Source organism: Neorhizobium sp. PAMB6716, from assembly GCF_058242805.1.
Map to the genome: position 1 here is coordinate 1,091,790 of NZ_CM177835.1, position 18,920 is coordinate 1,110,709.

22 protein-coding genes are annotated in these 18,920 nt (G+C 59.8%); 16 read left to right on the plus strand and 6 right to left on the minus strand.

Going from position 1 to position 18,920, the window contains the following annotated elements; translation table 11 throughout:
• The first annotated feature begins 37 nt into the window (after window positions 1–37).
• Genes AC4CWH_RS05265 through AC4CWH_RS05305 form a run of 9 tightly spaced genes read left to right on the plus strand, consistent with a single transcriptional unit; the run spans window position 38 to window position 5,221 of the window.
• Window positions 38–1,111, plus strand: a complete 1,074-nt coding sequence (locus tag AC4CWH_RS05265) for a hypothetical protein (RefSeq protein WP_491320697.1) — start codon at window positions 38–40, stop codon at window positions 1,109–1,111.
• Between the two features lie 7 nt (window positions 1,112–1,118).
• A complete protein-coding gene (locus AC4CWH_RS05270; protein WP_491320698.1) occupies window positions 1,119–1,685 on the plus strand; it encodes a DUF4376 domain-containing protein in 567 nt (188 codons plus the stop codon).
• 35 nt (window positions 1,686–1,720) lie between these two features.
• Window positions 1,721–2,359, plus strand: coding sequence for a hypothetical protein (locus AC4CWH_RS05275; RefSeq protein WP_491320699.1), 639 nt, complete (start codon window positions 1,721–1,723; stop codon window positions 2,357–2,359).
• 2 nt (window positions 2,360–2,361) lie between these two features.
• Complete coding sequence (locus AC4CWH_RS05280) at window positions 2,362–2,601, plus strand: hypothetical protein (RefSeq protein ID WP_491320700.1); 240 nt, start codon at window positions 2,362–2,364, stop codon at window positions 2,599–2,601.
• On the plus strand, window positions 2,598–3,029 hold the full coding sequence (locus AC4CWH_RS05285; protein ID WP_491320701.1) for a hypothetical protein: 432 nt from the start codon (window positions 2,598–2,600) through the stop codon (window positions 3,027–3,029). Before AC4CWH_RS05280 ends, AC4CWH_RS05285 begins: the two co-directional genes overlap by 4 nt.
• A complete protein-coding gene (locus AC4CWH_RS05290; RefSeq protein ID WP_491320702.1) occupies window positions 3,005–3,310 on the plus strand; it encodes a hypothetical protein in 306 nt (101 codons plus the stop codon). The genes AC4CWH_RS05285 and AC4CWH_RS05290 overlap by 25 nt, the downstream gene beginning before the upstream one ends.
• A 40-nt stretch (window positions 3,311–3,350) precedes the next feature.
• A complete protein-coding gene (locus tag AC4CWH_RS05295) occupies window positions 3,351–3,605 on the plus strand; it encodes a hypothetical protein (RefSeq protein ID WP_491320703.1) in 255 nt (84 codons plus the stop codon).
• A gap of 2 nt (window positions 3,606–3,607) precedes the next feature.
• Window positions 3,608–3,769, plus strand: a complete 162-nt coding sequence (locus tag AC4CWH_RS05300; RefSeq protein WP_491320704.1) for a hypothetical protein — start codon at window positions 3,608–3,610, stop codon at window positions 3,767–3,769.
• Window positions 3,770–5,221: a hypothetical protein gene (locus AC4CWH_RS05305; protein ID WP_491320705.1), complete on the plus strand. Its 1,452-nt coding sequence runs from the start codon at window positions 3,770–3,772 to the stop codon at window positions 5,219–5,221.
• A gap of 193 nt (window positions 5,222–5,414) precedes the next feature.
• Here AC4CWH_RS05305 and AC4CWH_RS05310 read toward each other — a convergent pair whose 3' ends face one another.
• Together AC4CWH_RS05310 and AC4CWH_RS05315 are read right to left on the minus strand one after the other, a co-directional pair.
• On the minus strand, window positions 5,415–5,978 hold the full coding sequence (locus tag AC4CWH_RS05310) for a hypothetical protein (protein ID WP_491320706.1): 564 nt from the start codon (window positions 5,976–5,978) through the stop codon (window positions 5,415–5,417).
• Window positions 5,978–6,373, minus strand: coding sequence for a hypothetical protein (locus tag AC4CWH_RS05315; protein WP_491320707.1), 396 nt, complete (start codon window positions 6,371–6,373; stop codon window positions 5,978–5,980). The genes AC4CWH_RS05310 and AC4CWH_RS05315 overlap by 1 nt, the downstream gene beginning before the upstream one ends.
• A 415-nt stretch (window positions 6,374–6,788) precedes the next feature.
• On the opposite strand from AC4CWH_RS05315, the gene AC4CWH_RS05320 reads away from it, so the two are divergent.
• Entirely contained in the window at window positions 6,789–7,253 is a 465-nt protein-coding gene (locus AC4CWH_RS05320; RefSeq protein WP_491320708.1) for a hypothetical protein, read from the plus strand.
• A 3-nt stretch (window positions 7,254–7,256) separates the two neighbouring features.
• On the opposite strand, the gene AC4CWH_RS05325 is transcribed toward AC4CWH_RS05320, so the two are convergent.
• The gene (locus AC4CWH_RS05325; protein ID WP_491320709.1) at window positions 7,257–7,517 is read right to left on the minus strand and encodes a hypothetical protein; all 261 of its coding nucleotides are present in this window, start codon (window positions 7,515–7,517) and stop codon (window positions 7,257–7,259) included.
• A 335-nt stretch (window positions 7,518–7,852) separates the two neighbouring features.
• Here AC4CWH_RS05325 and AC4CWH_RS05330 point away from each other — a divergent pair, with 335 nt between their 5' ends.
• The 4 genes from AC4CWH_RS05330 to AC4CWH_RS05345 all read left to right on the plus strand — a co-directional run bounded on the left by AC4CWH_RS05330 (window position 7,853) and on the right by AC4CWH_RS05345 (window position 12,361).
• On the plus strand, window positions 7,853–8,389 hold the full coding sequence (locus AC4CWH_RS05330; protein ID WP_491320710.1) for a dihydrofolate reductase: 537 nt from the start codon (window positions 7,853–7,855) through the stop codon (window positions 8,387–8,389).
• Window positions 8,390–8,535: 146 nt separating this feature from the next.
• The gene (gene hflK, locus AC4CWH_RS05335; RefSeq protein WP_491320711.1) at window positions 8,536–9,654 is read left to right on the plus strand and encodes an FtsH protease activity modulator HflK; all 1,119 of its coding nucleotides are present in this window, start codon (window positions 8,536–8,538) and stop codon (window positions 9,652–9,654) included.
• Window positions 9,651–10,628, plus strand: a complete 978-nt coding sequence (hflC, locus tag AC4CWH_RS05340) for a protease modulator HflC (protein WP_491284604.1) — start codon at window positions 9,651–9,653, stop codon at window positions 10,626–10,628. Before hflK ends, hflC begins: the two co-directional genes overlap by 4 nt.
• Before the next feature lie 245 nt (window positions 10,629–10,873).
• Entirely contained in the window at window positions 10,874–12,361 is a 1,488-nt protein-coding gene (locus AC4CWH_RS05345; protein ID WP_491321358.1) for a DegQ family serine endoprotease, read from the plus strand.
• Between the two features lie 30 nt (window positions 12,362–12,391).
• Here AC4CWH_RS05345 and AC4CWH_RS05350 read toward each other — a convergent pair whose 3' ends face one another.
• The gene (locus tag AC4CWH_RS05350) at window positions 12,392–12,946 is read right to left on the minus strand and encodes a GNAT family N-acetyltransferase (RefSeq protein WP_491321359.1); all 555 of its coding nucleotides are present in this window, start codon (window positions 12,944–12,946) and stop codon (window positions 12,392–12,394) included.
• Between the two features lie 17 nt (window positions 12,947–12,963).
• A complete protein-coding gene (gene serB, locus AC4CWH_RS05355; RefSeq protein ID WP_491320712.1) occupies window positions 12,964–13,854 on the minus strand; it encodes a phosphoserine phosphatase SerB in 891 nt (296 codons plus the stop codon).
• On the opposite strand from serB, the gene miaA reads away from it, so the two are divergent.
• Window positions 13,853–14,755: a tRNA (adenosine(37)-N6)-dimethylallyltransferase MiaA gene (gene miaA, locus AC4CWH_RS05360; protein WP_491320713.1), complete on the plus strand. Its 903-nt coding sequence runs from the start codon at window positions 13,853–13,855 to the stop codon at window positions 14,753–14,755. The genes serB and miaA overlap by 2 nt on opposite strands.
• Window positions 14,756–14,806: 51 nt before the next feature.
• On the opposite strand, the gene AC4CWH_RS05365 is transcribed toward miaA, so the two are convergent.
• Window positions 14,807–16,744: an ATP-binding protein gene (locus AC4CWH_RS05365; RefSeq protein ID WP_491320714.1), complete on the minus strand. Its 1,938-nt coding sequence runs from the start codon at window positions 16,742–16,744 to the stop codon at window positions 14,807–14,809.
• A 394-nt stretch (window positions 16,745–17,138) separates the two neighbouring features.
• Here AC4CWH_RS05365 and AC4CWH_RS05370 point away from each other — a divergent pair, with 394 nt between their 5' ends.
• Window positions 17,139–18,920 carry an acetolactate synthase 3 large subunit gene (locus tag AC4CWH_RS05370; protein WP_491320715.1) on the plus strand — a complete coding sequence of 594 codons (1,782 nt, stop codon included), beginning with the start codon at window positions 17,139–17,141 and terminating at the stop codon, window positions 18,918–18,920.

The following is an 18,920-nucleotide window of genomic DNA, read 5'->3' on the forward strand; positions in this document are numbered from 1 at the left end:
CCGCCCTTGAAACCCACGACAATCGAGGGACAACCCCATGCTTTACCAGCCTCCGTTCGGGTCCAGCGACCCGAATGCGCCTTACGTTGACCGCAGCACATCCGGTGCCACGCGCGGCTCCATTCCGCCGGCGGGCGCTATCGAGTTCCCGCAGCGGGAAATTGTCGATGTTCTCTCCAAATCCGGGCTGACGCCGGCGACAGGTCTGCAGCTTTCGAAAGCGATCCGCTCGCAGGCGATGAACTATTTCACGGCGGGTGGCACGGCAAATGCCCTGACGATTACGCCGAGCCCGGCCTTTGCGGCGCTTGCCGATCTGGTGGGGGTGCCGCTCAGGATCCTGATATCGACTGCAAATGCGGCAGGTGGCGTGACATTGAATGTCGGCGGCCTTGGCGCTGTTGTCGTGAGAAGCGAGGATGGGGCAGCTTTGCCGGCCAGCGCCCTGACCCCGGGCAAGGTCGCGACTGTCGTTTACAATGGCGGCGCATTCCAGCTTGCGGGATGTGTAGCGTCCAATTTGCCGCCCAAAAACATTCAAGTTTTCAACTCGGCCGGCACTGTAAATTTCACTGTACCCACCGGCATCTATTCGATCTTCGGCGAATGCGAGGGTGCCGGAGGCGGCGCAGCAATACAGGATTTCGGCACATCTGGCGCCCATGGTGAGGGCGGTGGCGGCGGTGGCTATGCCGCCGGATGGATCGGGGTTACCCCTGGACAGGTCATCGCTATCACCTGCGGCGCCGCAGGCGTCAACAACGTTTCAGGCGGCAATGGCACGGCTGGTGGCACGTCATCTATCGGATCATTCATCTCCGCAACGGGCGGAAACGGTGCGACGAGCGCTGGCAGCCCTGGGTCTGGTGGCAACGGCATTGGCGGAGCCCCCAACCTTGAAGGGGGCGCTGGTTTGGATGGGCGCGGCGGCGGCAACATCGCGGCATTTGCTATTGGTGGGCGTGGTGGCGGCCCAATCGGCGGTGCGGGCGGCTGTGTCGGTGGTTCTTCGGCGTCGTGGCCGGGTGGTGGCGGTGGAATTGCTGTCGATGCGCCAAGCTCTGTCGTGAGTGCTCCGCCAGCCATTGGCGGCGTTATTATTAGATGGTGAGGATGCCATGACCAAATTCGCACGTTTAATGAATGGCGAGGTGATCGAGTGCATCACCCCGACCGACGGCATTGATATCAACGACGCCGTTCACCCGGATCTTGCCGCGCAGTTTGTTGCGGCCCCTGGTGATGTGGAGCCGGGCTGGCTTTACGATGGTGATTGGCAAGCGCCTTCGGTTTCCCAACCGTTGTCGCCGACGCAAGCGGCTGTGAATATCGAGCGCGACCGTCGTATCAGCGCCGGCTTTAAATTTGGTGGCGCTCTCTACCAGTCGCAGGCCGAAGACCGGGAAAACATCGCCGGCGCAAAATCCGCAGCATCCGATGCCATCGCACTTGGCGCTTTGCCCGGCGATATCGGCTGGCAGCAATTGCTCGATCCTTCCGCGCCGGCGGCGTTCGCCTGGATCGCCGCAGATAACGGCCTGCAGCCGATGGATGCGCAGACGGTTGTGCAGCTGGGGTATGCGGCACTTCGGCACAAGCAGGCGATGATCTTTGCGGCGCGCGCGCTGAAGGACATGGACCCGATCCCTGCCGATTATGCCGACGACAGCCACTGGCCCGCCTGACGGCGCCATAAGCATTTCAAAAAAAGGAAATAGTGATGAACCGTGCGGCATTTTTTGCCAGCGCGAAAACCGCGCTGTTTGACGAGCGGTATTCGCAGGGGCAGGTGGATGGTCTCAATGCCATTCTCGATGAGTGGGGCGGCTCCGGCCACACCGATGAACGATGGCTGGCCTATATGCTGGCGACGGCCCGCCTTGAGACCGGCGGCGCCATGCAGCCTGTCGAGGAAAACCTCAACTATAAAGCCGCCGGTCTGCGAAAGACCTTCCCCCGCTACTTCTCGCAAGCGGATGCGGCGGCTTATGCGGGAAAGCCGGAAAAGATCGCCAACCGCGCCTATGCCAACCGCATTGGCAACGGCAGTGAGGCGAGCGGCGACGGCTGGCGGTTTCGCGGGCGCGGGCTGGTGCAGATCACCGGCCGGGGGAACTATCGCACCTATGGCATCGAGGATGCGCCGGAAAAGGCACTCGAAGACAAGACGGCGATCAAGATCATGTTTCACGGCATGACGCGCGGCACCTTCACCGGCGACAAGCTGTCCGACCATTTCACGCCAACGAAATCCGACTGGGTGAATGCCCGCCGGATTATCAACGGCCTGGACAAGGCGGCCGAGATTGCCGCCGCCGCCCGCGATTTCATGGACGCGCTGAAGGCGGCGGGGCTTTGATCATGGAACGTTCGTGGAAATGGCGGCGTGCCATGGTGTTTGCCGTGGTGGGGGCCTGCCTTGGGCTGCTGTTTGCCTCGCTTGTGATTGGCGGCAATGACCTGGTGACGCAAGCGATTGTGCAGGGTGCCTATCTGACACTGGTGGCAGTCGTCGGTGGATATCTCGGCATTGCCATGTGGGATGACCGCAACAAGGGCCGCGAGATCCTGTCCGGCATTGGCGAGAAGCGGGAGCCATGAGTGCGGTTCTTCTTTTTGCCCGCGCCATCATCGGACGCCTCGGCCTTGCCGGCTGCGCCATTATCCTGGCGCTTGCCTATTACGAGGGTATTCCCGGCCTCAACCGTTTGCCGTTTCTCGATGGCGTGCCGCTGCTGCGGGAATTCGTCATCGGCCGCGTGGAGCTTGAACGGCGGGCGGCCGTGGCCGGCATGGTCTCGGCCGCCGAACTGGCCACCTTGCGCGCGCAGCTGGCAGAGGCCGAGCGGCTTCGTGCCATTGCTGATGACGCCGCAGCGGCCGAGCGGGAGCGGGCTGCCAGCCTTGCCAAGATCGGCCTTGATCGTGAGACGGCACGGCAAAAGCGGGCGGCAGAGGCGGCAACGCAACCGGGACTGACCCTGCCAAGCGAGGAGGATCTGAAATGGATCGAACGGCTTTCACGCTGATCCTCGTCGCGGTCCTGCTTTCCGGCTGCCAGACACAACAGGCCGCAAGGCTTGCGGCCTCGGCCGGTGCGCAGGCTGCCACGGCCACATTTGCCACCGCCCTGCCGAAAACCCTGCCGGACAGCTGCACTGCAGAAATGCCTGCCGCTTTCCCGCGCCGCGATGAACCCTGGGTTTCCACTCTCGATCGATGGCTGGTGCTGCGATCCAACCGCAACGACCAGGCGGAAACCTGCGCCGAGTGGTGGCGTGATTACCGGGCGCGTATCGGCGCCCGCTGAATTTTCAAAAACCTTATTTCCCAAACCGGAGAGATGCCTCATGGCAACGACCTACCAGACCGCGCCGGTCAACAGCTGGCAGCAAGTTTCCGACGCTTTGGAGAACGTGCTGATCAGCCACGACAACGTGCAGCCCGTGCATGTCTATATCGGCACGACTGCGCCGGATGCGGACAGCGCCTATCACCGCTGCACTGCCGCCCGCCCGTTTTCGCTGGGGGGCGTGACCGGGCAGGATGTCTACATCCGCTCCGGCGCGACGAACCCGCTCATCGTTACCGTGACGGCGGTGTGACCATGACCACGCTGACACTTGGCCGCAAAGGCGGCTTCGGGCTGGGCACGCTCACCCTGGGGAAGGGTGGTGTGTCCCCGCCGACCGGCTTCGTTTTTCTCACTGACACCGATGGCGCGTATCTGACCGATGCGGACGGCTACTTTCTTCTGGAGGCTGCATAAATGGTCAATACACGCCCAATCGTTTCGTCTGCCTTCAACATCGATAAGGTTCGCAAATGGGCGCAGGCATTCAACGGTCTCCAGCAGGAGATTGATGTTATGGCGTCTCCTCCGACGATCACCCATGGCACGTCAACATCGTCCGTCGATGCTTCCAAGGCAAACGGTGGCGTTACCTATGCTTACAATCATCCTCTGATGACCACGGCAGGTGCGCCCATGGTGCAAGACGGCGCATCCGCCCGCGAGATCGGGAAGCACATCACCGGCATTGACGGGTCAAAGGTCGCCACTGGCAACCCGTTCCGCAAAAAATTTATGACGGAAGCGCCGCAGATTGACCTCTGCTTTTACGATGCACAGAACGCCCGCCTGAATGTGATCGTCGATGGCAAGTTGGCAAAGAGAGAAAATCAGACCGCGTTTCCGGCCTATAACAATATTCGATACACGAAAATTGATTTTGGAGCGAACGCGGAGACTTACGGGGCAACGGCCAAGGCTGTGACAGTGGTCGCGGGCGGATCTGGTCACGCGGTAAATGATATCTTTACGCTCGATGGAGGCGCTGGCGCTGTATCTGGTAATCCGGCAAAAGGGATTGTACGCGCGGTGACGGCGGGGGCTATCACTGCGGCAGAGGTCGTTTACGGCGGGGCGTACGCATCGCAACCAAGCGGTACATTTTCGCAAACCGCCACGACTGGTGCGGGAACTGGTTTCCAATGCACACTTGGGTCTGTCTATGGGGTTTCCGGGTCAACTCGCAAGATGCGCGAGCTAGAGTTGATTTGGCACGGCGATCTTGCTTTTTACGGTCTTGTGACTGAAAGCCGCTACAAACTCCTGAAATATCCGGTAAATGCTTACAGACCAAAGCTTTGCATCATCGGTGACAGCCTGCAGGCCGGCACGTATCTTGATTACGCAGGCGGGCACATCGGTTTCAACATAGCCCACTATCTCGGCTTGCGGGATAACTTCATGATCTCCGCGCAAGGCGAGACTGGCTGGACGGTCGGTAATGGTAATGCGGCCAAATGGTCGCATACCAACAGGATACAGGATTTCATCGACGCTGATGCCGACATCTATCTGTTCATCGGGTCGCAAAACGATGGGTCGGCATCCGCAGCCGTGACTACTGCTGTCACGGATGTGATGACTGCGCTTCAGGGCGCACGACCAAATGCCTACATCGTTGGTATCGGCCCAGTCGTCGGCAGCTCGCAGACTGCCATTGACCTGTCGGCGAGCATCCAGTCCGGTTTTCTTGCAGCCCCCAATCAAGACCGGGTGCGGTACATTGAGAATGTCTCCGAGAACTGGATATCTGCCACCAACTGGCTCGCTACGGGCGACCCCAGCCATCTGGGTCAGTACAACCAAAACCAGTGGGCGCGGATCGCGGCGCAGAGAGTAGCGGAAGAACTGCTCGACATGGCCGCATAGCCCGCACCCCATCATCATGTGTACGTATCGGCAGGCAGCTAACCCCGCTGAAATCGTTACGAACCATCGATGTACAGAAATGCAAAAACCCCGCTGTTGGGCGGGGTTTTCATCATCAAACACACACGGCTTAAAGCGATGGCTTTCTCGTTTGCAGACGCCCGGGCGGCCGACATAAACAATGATGTGCGCTTCATGCAGCGATTGCGGAACCCCTGCGGTTAACGCGTGCGGCCTCTGCTTCAATTTGAACGAACTCACCGTACGGTTTGGCGAGGCTCATCATGCGACGCTTGGTGTGGCTTCTGATATCTCGCAGCCAGAAATAAATAAGGATGAATGGAATTGCGAAAATAGATTTCGCAATCATCATTCTCAATACAGCCTCGTGGGCTTCTGAGACGATAGCCTCAACCTTCCTTCTGGTTTCCGGATTGCCGATTGCCTGAACGTTTCGCCGAAGATTGCTGACCGGACGGCGCCCCTTATGCTTTCGCATGTGGTAATGGACCACCAGAAAGTTCAATAGAGTAACCTCGTGGGCGAAGCGGATGAGCTTCTCCAGTGACCGGCGAATTTCCTGGTATTCTGGCGAATCGAAGCGCAATTCTCCAGAAGTTGCCATATCAAACAACCGGTCGCGTTTTTCAAACATCACCTGACGAGCGTATGCCGTGCACGCTCCCTGCCACGGCCCAAGATAAAGGCCTGCAAACGCAAAAAGCACCAACACAGCAAACAGAGCATTGGCATTCATCATGGCCTCCTGTCGCGCGGGTTCGTTTTTCCAGTTCGGGTAAGCCCGGTGGACGAACGTTTAGGATCGATTTTTGTTTCTAGTTCTTTTATGCGATCTTGTAGATATTGAGTCTTCCTTTCGCGAAGCATGCGCTCAACGACAGCCCATGCAACGGCTCCTCCAGCCAGGCTGATCGTTAACGCGAACTTCACGTCAGCCAAAAAACTCAATGCTAAGGATACGGCGGTTTCTTTGCCTGCAAAAGGGGCTAAGGCGGTAGCTCCTAAATAAATTCCCGCAATGGTTGATAAACTTTTGATGAGCGTTCTTAAGGTGCGGTATCTTTGGTCTACCGTCATTAGAGCAATCTGGTGACCCGTTAACTGACTAGCGATCTGCGGTACCTTAGACATTGAGTCCTCAAGTGGCTCGTTAGTTATATTCGCCAAGGCATGATTATCCGAGAATCGTTCAGTAACCCGAGCCTACACATCTGGTCCTGATAATCTTAATTTATAGAATAGTAAAGTTTTCACTAGCTTTGGTTGCGCGCTTCTATGTCTGTAAGGGCTCTGGTGCGCTTTTTCAGGGTGATGCTTGTGAAGTTTTGTGAGCTTCGGTGAGCGGCCCCCAGCAAACCATTCAAAGTGTGTATCTGCCGGAAAGCGGTTAATCCCGCCCCCCCCGTCATCGTTTTTAGATGTCGCAGAAAGTGGCATTCCTGAAAGCCGCAATGCTGGCGAGTTGGAATAAGGGTTAACGCCCGCCGCGCTGCTGCAAGCCTCACCCAAAAATCGCTGTCCTGTTCGCATGGGAGGAATGCTGCGCGTGGACCAATCTCCATCGGAAATGAAAGAAATCTTGATGCTGCTCGGCGGCCTTCAGGCGGATGTGCGCCAGACGGCGCGGGCCGTCGAGCGGCTGGAGCGGCAAAGCGAGGCACAAGACCGTGTTTCCAGCGAAAGCCGCGCTCGCGTCCATGAACGCCTTGACCTTCAGGCGAGCGTGATTGCCGAGATTGAAATAAAAATCGAGAGAACCGGGCATGTGGCTGCACAACAGCGTGACATCGTGGCCGCCATGGGGGAAGGCATCGATCAGCGTATTGCTGGACTGACAAAGCGCATTGATGCCGAAATTCAGCCCGCCGTCCAAAGCTGGCGGCAGATGCAGACGCTCGGCTTTGGTTTTGCTTTCATTGCCACCGCGCTTGGCGTTACTGGCGCCACGGTCGCATTCTATCTCGGAGAAACGGCCAAGGCCTTTGCGCGCAAATGGCTGGGTATCGGCTGAGTATCAACTGCCCGCCAGATAACCGAACATAAGCCGCGCCTGCCGGGCCTCACAGGCCCTGCACTTCATCCGGGCCTCAATATCGCTGATCTGGCTGTGTTGCAGCCCCTCGGGGATTCTAGCACGCTCGATCTCTCGCACCACGCCGCACGCAAGGCACTCGATGACAGCCATGTTGTGATGCGGGATGGTGTTTAAGGTTGCGTTGCTCCACTCGATGGGAACAAACCGGCGGTGGCCTGGGAGGCTGTAAACCTTGGGCATGGCTCTCCTTTCGGAGACCGGCCGCATTCGGTCTGGTATGGTTCGCCCACCGCAATCGGGAGGCCGAGCAATGCCACTTGCCATTCTGGCCGTCAAGCGATAGTCGGATGTTGTGCGGGTGAGACCGGGTGTTTCAGATTTATAAACAAAAGCAATGGGGCTTGTTTTTGTCCCACCTCTCGCTAGAGCGTTGTAATCAATATAAAGTGGTGCGCCTGCAGGGGTCGCCACAGTTTTCCGCGCAAGCTATCGTTTTAGGGGCGCATCTTGTGCACCGGCGCTTCCAAGGCGCCTGCCGGGCAATCGATTTCGAAAATTCAGTTCAGGGTGACAGCATGACGGAACGCACCATCCCGGTCGCCATTTTTGCAGCTGTCTCTGAAAACAATGTCATCGGCCGTGATGGCGACATGCCGTGGAAGCTGTCGACGGATCTGAAGCGCTTTAAGGCGATGACACTCGGCAAACCGATGGTGCTCGGCCGCAAGACCTTGGAAAGCTTTGGCGGAAAGCCACTGCCGGGACGTCCGCATGTGGTGGTGACGCGCAATGCGGCTCTTGTCATAGAGGGAGCGGAGATCGTGACCTCACTTGATTCGGCCCTACAGAGGGCAGGCGAGATTGCGGCGGCCACCGGGGTCGAAGAAATTGGCGTGATCGGTGGCGGCGAGATCTATGCGCAGGCCATGGATGTGGCGGACCGGCTCTACATCACCCATGTCGAAACCGTCATAGACGATGGCGACACATTTTTCCCCGAGATCGATCCGGCTCTCTTCCACAAGATGGAGGAGACTGTCGTGCCCGCAGGCGAAAAAGACAGTTTTCGCACCCGTTTTGCCATCTATCATCGCCGAACTGCGGCAAACTGAAACATTTCGTTACCTAACACCCGGATGTGAGCCCGCCGTGCGTTGAAAGCGACCTCCACCATCCCTATAACGGGTCATAACCCGATTGCCGCATTTTTGACGCGGTTTTCAAGCGGGGCGGGAGTGACACGAACAAAGAGGTTTTGATGCCCTGGAGCAATCAGAATGGCGGCGGTCCCTGGGGGGGCGGCGGCGGCAATAACCAAGGGCCATGGGGTCAAGGCCCAAACCGTCCGCGCGGCGGTGGCAATGGCGGCGGGGGCGGAAACGGCGGCCCGCCGGATCTGGAAGATATCATTCGCCGCAGTCAGGATCGCTTGCGCGGCCTCATTCCCGGCGGTTTCAACGGCGGCGCGTTTCTGATCGTTTTCCTGATCATTCTCGCCTTTGTCGGTATCCAGTCCATCTATACGGTGCAGCCGGATGAACGCGGCGTCGAACTGCGTTTCGGCAAGCCGAAGGAAGAAATCTCCGGTCCTGGCCTGCATTTCCATTTCTGGCCGGTCGAAACCGTCGAGATCGTCAAGGTCACCGAACAGCAGCAGAACATTGGCGGGCGTGGCGTTGCCAATTCTACCGAAGGCCTGATGCTGTCGGGAGACCAGAATATCGTCAACGTGCAGTTCTCGGTACTCTTCACCGTCAACGATCCGCGCGCCTATCTGTTTAACCTCGAAAGCCCGGCGGCAACCCTGCAGCAGGTGGCCGAAAGCGCCATGCGCGAAGTGGTTGGTCGTCGTCCCGCCCAGGATATTTTCCGCGATAACCGTGAGGAAATTTCCACGCAGGTGCGCGACATCATTCAGGGCACCATGGATACCTACGGATCCGGCATCGCCATCAACGCGGTTCCGATCGAAGATGCGGCTCCGCCGCGCGAAGTGGCCGATGCGTTTGAAGAAGTGCAGCGCGCCGAACAGGACGAAGACCGTTTTGTCGAGGAAGCCAACCAGTATGCCAACCAGAAGCTTGGTCAGGCACGCGGTCAGGCAGCCCAGGTTCGCGAAGAGGCATCCGCTTATAAGGATCGCGTCGTGAACGAGGCGACCGGTGAGGCACAGCGCTTCATCTCGATCTACAATCAGTATGTGAATGCACCGGAAGTAACGCGCGAGCGCATCTTCCTGGAAACGATGGAGAACGTTCTGAAGAACGCCAACAAGATCATCGTGGAGGAAAAGCAGGGTGTCGTGCCGTATCTGCCGCTGACCGAACTGATGCGCCAGAACAATGCAGCCACGCCGGCGCAGGGAGGCAACCCATGAGTTCGAATCGTCTCCCGATCTTTATCATCGGCCTCGGCGTTATCCTGTTTCTGGTTTATTCCTCGGTCTTCGTGGTCAACGAGCGCCAGCAGGCCATCGTCGTGCGCTTCGGTCAGATCCAGGATGTGAAGACCGAGCCGGGTATCTACTTCAAGATGCCGTTTGCCTTCATGGATGCCGATCGCGTTCAGTATATCGAGGACCGGGCACTGCGCTTCGACCTCGATAACATCCGCGTCCAGGTTCGCGGTGGCGCCTTCTACGAAGTCGATGCCTTCGTCGTCTATAAGATCACCGATGCGCGTCGCTTCCGCGAAGCGGTTTCCGGTGACCGCGAATCGGCGGAATCGCGGCTTCGCACCCGTCTCGATGCGGCCCTGCGTCGCGTCTATGGTCTGCGCAATTTCTCCTCGGCTCTTTCCGATGAGCGTTCCTCCATGATGCAGGAAGTGCGAACCGACCTGCAGAACGCCGCCGAATCGCTGGGTCTCAACGTCAGCGACGTGCGCATCCGCCGCACAGATCTGACGCGGGAAGTGTCCCAGCAGACCTATCAGCGCATGAAGGCCGAGCGTCTGGCAGAAGCCGAACTGATCCGTGCCCGTGGTAACGAGCAGGGCCAGCGTCGCCGTGCCATTGCCGATCGCCAGGTTGTCGAATTCGTCTCGGAAGCCCAGCGCGATTCGGAAATCCTGCGCGGTGAGGGCGATGCCGAGCGGAACCGCATCTTTGCCGATGCCTTCTCGCGTGATCCCGGCTTCTTCGAGTTCTATCGCTCGATGCGGGCCTATGTGGCAGCCCTTGGCGACAAGAGCACGACCATGGTTCTGAGCCCGAATACGCAGTTCTTCCGCTACTTTAACCAGAGCAGCCCGCAGGTGGGCGGACCAGGCCCGACGGCGGGTCCTGCTGTTCCGGCAGCACCCGCGGCTGGCGCTCCGGCAGCACCCGCAGCACCTGCGCCTGCAAACTGACGAAAGCGCGTCCCACGCGGGACAAGTGCACGTTGGCGATTACTCTAAAGGGGCGGCTTCGGTCGCCCCTTTCTCTGTATGGTGCGCCTGTTCGGTACCATCTTGAGGCGAGCCTCACGAAAAGGTAATTTCCACCGCCCTCTTTCCGCCGTATGCTTTTGGCGAAGTGCCACCCTTTTAACGCTCAAGGATGCCTGATGGTGAACTCCCTTCGATTGTCGCTGCGACATTCCCTGGCGACCGTGATGGCGCTGACGCTTGCTGGAACATCGGGCGCCGTGCCGGCCATGGCACAGACGACGATCACCGCCGGGCCATCTGCCAAGGTTGCCGGCGGCCCGGCATCGGTTGCCGATCTGGCTGAAGGCCTTCTCGATGCGGTGGTCAACATTTCCACGTCGCAGAGCGTCAAGTCGGACGGAACCGGGGCAGGTCCGCAGCCTGTCATTCCGGAAGGCTCGCCGTTTCAGGAGTTTTTCAACGATTTCTTCGACGGACAGGGCAAGAAGGATAGCAACCGCAAGGTCAATTCGCTGGGCTCCGGCTTCGTCATCGATGCGTCAGGTTATGTGGTCACCAACAACCACGTCATCGAAGGCGCCGATGATATCGAGGTGATTTTTCCGAACGGCAACAAGTTGAAGGCGAAGCTCGTCGGCACCGACACGAAGACCGATCTTTCCGTTCTGAAGGTGGAGCCGAAGGCGCCGCTGAAATTCGTGCGATTCGGCGATTCCAAGACGATGCGAATCGGCGACTGGGTGATGGCAATCGGCAATCCCTTCGGCCTCGGCGGGTCCGTCACCGTCGGCATCATTTCGGCACGCGGTCGAAACATCAATGCCGGCCCTTACGACAATTTCATCCAGACGGATGCGGCCATCAACAAAGGCAATTCCGGCGGTCCGCTGTTCAACATGAACGGCGAGGTCATCGGCATCAACACCGCGATCATTTCGCCAAGCGGCGGCTCCATCGGCATCGGCTTTGCGGTGCCAACGGAACTGGCTGAGAATATCGTGCAGCAGCTGATCGACTTTGGCGAAACCCGGCGCGGCTGGCTCGGCGTGCGCATTCAGCCGGTGACCGATGATATCGCGGAAAGCTTAGGGCTCGATACCGCGCGCGGTGCGCTGATCTCCGGGGTCGTCAAGGATGGGCCGGTCGATAACGGCGTGCTGAAGGCCGGCGACGTCATTCTTACCTTCGACGGCAAGCCGGTGAAGGAAATGCGCGACCTGCCTCTGGCCGTCGCGGAAAGCCCCGTCGGCAAGGAAGTCGATGTGCTGGTGCTGCGTGATGGCAAGGAGCAGACGATCAAGGTGACGCTTGGACAGCTGGAAGACGGCGCCGAAGCGGAGGCCGAGGATGACAAGCCGGCGCTTGCCGAAGGCAAGAACAGCGACACACCGGATCAGGTAAAGCCGGAAGACCCCGCGGAATTGCTCGGCATGACCATCACCATGCTGGATGAGGCGCGCCACAAGAGTTTTGGCATTGCCGAAAGCGTCGAGGGCGTCGTTATCACCGATGTCGCGGCAGGGTCGGTGGCCGCCGAAAAGGGGCTGAAGGCCGGCGAGGTGATTGTCGAGGTCGGCCAGGATTTTGTTGCAACGCCCGGCGACGTCACCTCGCGTATCGAGGAACTGAAGGGTGAGGGGCGCCGCAATGCCCATATGATGGTGGCGGGCGCCAATGGCGAGTTGCGCTTTGTGGCGCTTCCGCTGGAATGATCCGCTTGATGTGACGGGCAGGCGGCTCTTTCAGCGCGTTTGCCCGTCCTTCACGGCAGCATAGGTCACATGCCGTTTCAGATGTGGGTGGCTGTCGGGCACGCGGGGGCTGTCGAAATCAAGCTCCGGGCAATGGGTCATGCCGATGCGCTTCATCACCGCCGTCGAGCGGTGGTTTTGGGCAACGGCAAAGGAAATGATCGCATCAAGCCCCTTGGCTTTCAGCCCGTACTCGAGAAGGGCCTTGGCGGCTTCCGTTATATAACCATTGCCCCAGAAGCGGGTGGCGAGACGCCAGCCGATCTCGATCGTCTCCGGCGGAAAGATGCCGGGCATGTTGGCCGGCGCCAGGCCGCAAAAACCCATGGCCTCGCCGCTTTCCTTCAGTTCCACCGCGTAAAAGCCAAGCCCGTCTTCACGAATCATCGCGTTGACGCGATCAAACAGCAGATCTGCCTCTTCGTGGCTGCGGCGAAACGGAAAAAACTCCATCACCTTCGGATCGGAATTGATTTCGCGAAACAGATCACGGTCAGCCTCCAGCCAATTGCGCAGCCGAAGGCGCTGTGTTTCCAGAATGACGATGACCTGTTCCGATCCGGTCATGGCGTGACGAACTCGTGTTTGCGATAACCCTGGATGTAGAGGAGGGCCGTAAGGTCGGAATGGTCGATGCGGATTTTCGCCTCGGCGGCAACGGCCGGCTTGGCGTGGAGGGCAACGCCTGAGCCTGCAAGGTTGATCATGCCGAGATCGTTTGCGCCGTCGCCAACGGCCATTGCATCGTCCACGGAAATGCCAAGCGTTGCACAGATATCTTCCAGCGCATCCACCTTGGCCTGCTTGCCGAGGATCGGTTCTGCCACTTCGCCGGTGAGGATGCCGTCCTTTTCCAGAAGGATATTGGCGCGGTTTTCGTCAAACCCCAGCGTCTTTGCAATCCGGCTGGTAAAAACGGTAAAGCCGCCGGAGACGAGGGCGGTGTAAAAGCCCTTGGCGCGCATGGTGGCGATCAGTTCCGGCCCGCCTGACGTGAGTGTGATGCGTTTGGCGATCACCTCATCCACCACGCTGATCGGCAATCCCTTCAGGAGCGCCACCCGTTCGCGAAGGGCGGGCTCGAAGGCAATCTCGCCGTTCATGGCGCGCGCGGTGATGACCGACACCTTGTCCTTTAGCCCGACCACATCGGCCAGTTCATCGATGCATTCCTGGCCGATCATGGTGGAATCCATGTCGGCGATCAGCAGTTTCTTGCGGCGGGTCTCGACATCCTGCACCACGACATCAACAGGCATGTCGCCAATGGCAGCGCGCAGGGCAGCCTCCGAGGAAGCGGCTTCCGCCTCGTTGCGGAGCGCCACGTCGCAGGCAATTCCGTCTGCCAGCCAGTAGAGCCCGGCGGCATTCACCGCTTCGGCGGCCCTTTCCCCCAGCTTTCCGTCAAGAACGGGGTTTGACGGATGGGCGATGAGCGTGGCAACGAGAGCCATGATGAAAAACCTTCGGGACGATTGCGAGGCTATCCTGATAACCGGGCCGACGGCAGGCGGCAAGTCGGCGCTTGCGCTTGCGCTGGCTGAGCGTCACGGCGGCGTTGTCATCAATGCCGACAGCATGCAGGTCTACGACACACTGCGGGTGCTGACCGCGCGCCCGGCCCCGGAAGAAACCGGCAATGTGCCGCATCTGCTCTACGGCCATGTTCCGGCCACGGCCGCCTATTCCACAGGCGAATGGTTGCGCGATGTCACAGCCCTGTTGCCGCGCCTGCGCGATGAAGGAAGGCTGCCGGTATTCGTCGGCGGCACCGGGCTTTATTTCAAGGCGCTGACCGGCGGCCTTTCCGACATGCCCGACATCCCGGCCGAAATCCGCGAGGGGTTTCGCACCCGTCTGCTGGAGGAAGGGCCGGAGCCGTTGCATGGCGAACTTCAGCAGCGCGATCCGGCAATGGCTGCCCGGCTTTCACCCACCGATGGCCAGCGTGTGGTGCGGGCGCTCGAGGTCATGGTTGCCAGCGGCCAGTCGATCGCCACCTTTCAGCAAACCAGAGGTCCAATGCTGATCGATCCTGACAGGGCAGAGAAGATCGTCGTCCTGCCGGAGCGGCGCCTCTTGCACCAGCGTATCAACCAACGTTTCGAGATCATGCTGGAGACCGGCGCCATTAACGAGGTGAGGGCGCTTCTTTCCTTGAATGTAGCGCCCGATGCGCCCGCTCTGCGCGCCATCGGCGTTTCCGAGATTGCAGGCCTTTTGGAGGGCACGATGAGCCGTGACTATGTGATCGAGCGCGGCTCGGCGCTGACGCGCCAATATGCCAAACGTCAGATGACCTGGTTTCGCAACCAGATGGATGACAGCTGGCAGCGGTTTGATCCGCTCGCGTAAGCCTTCGTTTTTCAGGAGGCGAGTAGAAGCGGATCTCGTAAAACCACTCCATCAGTCTTCCGTGCGGCTGGTGAGCGGCCTGTGCAGGCGGGTCTCTCGCAGCGCGTCGCGGGCAGGCTGTTTCTCAGGCAGCCCGCGGCGGATGAGGCGTGTTTCCGCTGCAAAGGGGGCAGCCCGTGCGCCGGGCAGCATGTCCGGGTGGTAGGGTTCCAGAGGCCGGTCAGCCGCTTCGCCGGGCCATGGATCAGAGCCGAAGTCAGCGCCCCGCGCGCGGTCAATTTCCTCACGCTTCAGGATACCTGACTGAAATTCGGAAATGTCCGGCCCGGTCTCGGTGGCGCGCATGCGGGCAATCACACTGCGCAGGTCCACCGTATCGGGCGTCTTGTCGCTGCCTCGCTCGCCCGCTCCACGCGCCTGCGGCAGGATGTGCGATGCGACACGGGAAAACTTCATCCGCATCGGCACACTGATCGCTTCGCCAAAGGCAATCGCCTCGCCATTGCCGATGGAGGAGAGAAAGCTGGTAGTGGAGACGGACGAATCGGGCAAAGCCGAGCGGATGATCTCCTGGTCGCGCTCGTTGGAAAGCCTCATGGCAAACACGGTGGAACATTGCGACAGGATGGTCTGGTCGAGTTCGCCGGGGCGCTGCGTGATGATGCCGAGCGAGACGCCATATTTGCGCCCCTCCTTGGCAATGCGGGCAATCGCCTGCCGGGTCGGCAAAAAGCCCAGCTCCCGGTCCGCCGGCACATAACGATGGGCTTCCTCGCACACCACCAGCATGTGGATGGCGCCATCGCTCCACAGCGCCAGTTCGAAGGCCATACGGCAGAGAATGGAGGCGACGGAATTCACCACTTCAGACGGAATGCCGGCGAGCTGGAAGGTGGAGATTGGCCGGTCGTCGCCCGGAATGCGGAATATATGCGCGATCGTCTGGAGGATGGTGTCGTTGATCGTGTTGCTGGAAAAAAGGAACCGATAGCGGGGATCACCGATGGCAGACAACAGGCGAACCTTGAGGGCCCGCAGCGCCGGCTTTTCCTCACGCCCGTCGAGCCGTCCCATCCGTTCGTCGATCAACGTGAGAAGATCGGCCATGCGGTAAGGTATTGGTGTATCCGAGGTCAGCGTGCCCTTGTCGCTGACACGCCGTGCCGAACCGGTGGCACTGCCGCGAAAGGCGCGCTTGGCCTCCGGGATCAGGTCGCGCAGAAAATCCAGTTCTTCCGGCACCGGCGGGCGGCCGCGAAACACCACTTCGGCAAATTCATCGAGCCGCATCAGCCAGAAGGGCAGGTCGAGCGTTTCGGGATCGATCACCACGGCCTTGCCGGGAAAGGCTGCGGCAAATTCGTTGTGGGGATCGAGGATCAGCACCCGCAGCTTCGGATCGGCTTCGATGGCCTTGTGGAGAAGAAGCGAAACGGCGGTGGATTTTCCGACGCCGGTCGAGCCGACGATGGCAAAATGTTTCGACAGCATGGAAGGAATATGGATTGTCGCATCGATCGTCTCGTCCTGCGCCAGCGTTCCGATCACGCAGCTGTCGGCCTGGCCGGCATCATAGATGCGTTTCAGGTCGCTGGCCCGGATGCGGTGGGCGATGGCGCCGAGATGCGGATAACGGGAAATGCCGGTGGAAAAGCTCTCGGCGCCATCCTCGCCTACGCGCACTTCGCCGAGCAGTTCCACCTCGACGCGGAATTCATTGCGGCGGTTTTCGCCCCATTCGCCGGCATCCGTTGCCATGGAATAGGTGAGCGCGACGACACGGTTCTTGCCGACGCTGATGGAGATCAGCCGTCCGACAGACCAAAGCTCGGCAAGTTCCGTCGAGCCCGCATCCTGCACGGCGGCAATGGTGGCGTGGGCGCCGGTGCAGGCCACAACGCGTCCGAGAAAGCGGTTTCCGGGCGTCAGCCCATCGCGACGATCGTCATCGCGGGCAGTGGCCGGGTGCTGGTGATCGTCATGGCGCAAGCGTGCGACCCTTTAAGGATTGGTCTATGGTTTCAATGGTCGTATCGGGGTCTTTGGCAGGCCTTCGCCCGTGGCAGGTGACGTTAACGGGCGGGCGCTTAACGGGAGGTTGCACTTCCACCCCTTTTCCTGCCGATTTTACGTGCGGTTATCAGGTGCTGGCGACGTTTTGTTGCGCATCTGCGTTGACGGGTGGCAATTTTATGGCTAACAGTTCAGCCCATGATCGTATCGAACGCACTTATCGTGGTGGGAAGGCGCATGGGCAGGATGGTGTAACCATCCGGCGATAGCCACCCATGCGCTACCGAAGGCTCCTCCAGGGGGCCTTTTTTTATGCCTTCAATCAGGCCCCAAGGCCTCGTTTCACACACAAGAGATAACGGACCAGGACATGACGGGTACAGCAGACAATCGGATGACAGGGGCGGAAATCGTTCTGAAAGCCTTGAAGGATAACGGCGTGGAGCATCTGTTCGGATATCCGGGCGGCGCCGTTCTGCCGATCTACGACGAAATCTTCCAGCAGGACGATATCAAGCACATCCTCGTGCGCCATGAACAGGGCGCCGGCCATGCCGCCGAAGGTTATGCCCGCGCCACCGGCAAGGTTGGCGTGATGCTCGTCACGTCCGGTCCCGGTGCCACCAACGCGGTCACCCCGCTGCAGGATGCGCTGATGGACAGCATCCCGCTCGTCTGCCTCACCGGCCAGGTTCCGACCACGCTGATCGGCTCGGACGCTTTTCAGGAATGCGACACCGTCGGCATCACGCGCCCCTGCACCAAGCACAACTGGCTGGTCAAGGACGTCAACGAACTGGCGGCCACCATCCATGAAGCTTTCCGTATCGCCCAGACCGGCCGTCCGGGCCCCGTCGTCGTCGATATTCCGAAGGACGTGCAGTTTGCCACCGGCACCTACACGCCGAAGGCCGACCACGTACCCCAGAAGAGCTACCGCGCTCATATCGATGCGGATCTCAATGCCGTTCGCGCCGCCGTCGAGCTGATGGCGTCTGCCCGTCGCCCTGTTCTCTATACCGGCGGTGGTGTCATCAATTCCGGTCCGGAAGCCTCGCGTCTGCTGCGCGAACTTGTGGAGCTGTCGGGCATTCCGATCACCTCGACGCTGATGGGTCTGGGTGCCTATCCGGCCTCCGGCGAACATTGGCTGGGCATGCTCGGCATGCACGGGTCCTACGAGGCCAATATGGCCATGCATGATTGCGACGTCATGGTCTGCATCGGCGCACGTTTCGATGACCGTATCACCGGTCGCCTCAATGCGTTTTCGCCGAACTCGCGCAAGATCCATGTCGATATCGACCCGTCCTCGATCAACAAGAACGTCCGCGTCGATATCCCGATCGTCGGCGATGTCGGGCGCGTGCTGGAAGACATGGTTCGCCTGTGGCGGGCGCTGCCGACCAAGCCTGCCGCGGAACAGACGGCCGAATGGAATGCCAGCATCAAGAAATGGCGTGCGCGCAATTCTTTTGCCTACACCAATTCCAGCGATGTCATCATGCCGCAATACGCCATCCAGCGTCTCTACGAGGCCTCGAAGGGGCGTGACACCTACATCACCACGGAAGTTGGTCAGCACCAGATGTGGGCGGCGCAGTTCTTTGGTTTCGAGGCACCCAACCATTGGCTGACCTCTGGCGGTCTCGGCACGATGGGTTACGGCCTGCCGGCAGCGATCGGTGCGCAGGTGGCGCATCCGGAAGCATTGGTCATCGATATCGCTGGCGATGCCTCGATCCAGATGTGCATCCAGGAAATGTCCTGCGCCATCCAGCATAACCTGCCGGTCAAGATCTTCATCCTGAACAACCAGTATATGGGCATGGTGCGCCAGTGGCAGCAGCTGCTGCACGGCAACCGCCTGTCCAACTCCTATACGGAAGCCATGCCTGATTTCGTCAAGCTGGCCGAAGCCTATGGTGCCACTGGCATCTATTGCGACGATCCGAAGGAACTGGATGAAAAGATCGCCCACATGATCGCCGTGGATGGCCCGGTTATCTTCGATTGCCGTGTCGCCAATCTCGCCAACTGCTTCCCGATGATCCCCTCGGGCAAGGCCCATAACGAGATGCTGCTGCCCGATGAAGCGACCGACGAAGCTGTCGCCACCGCCATCGACGCCAAGGGCCGCCAGCTCGTCTGA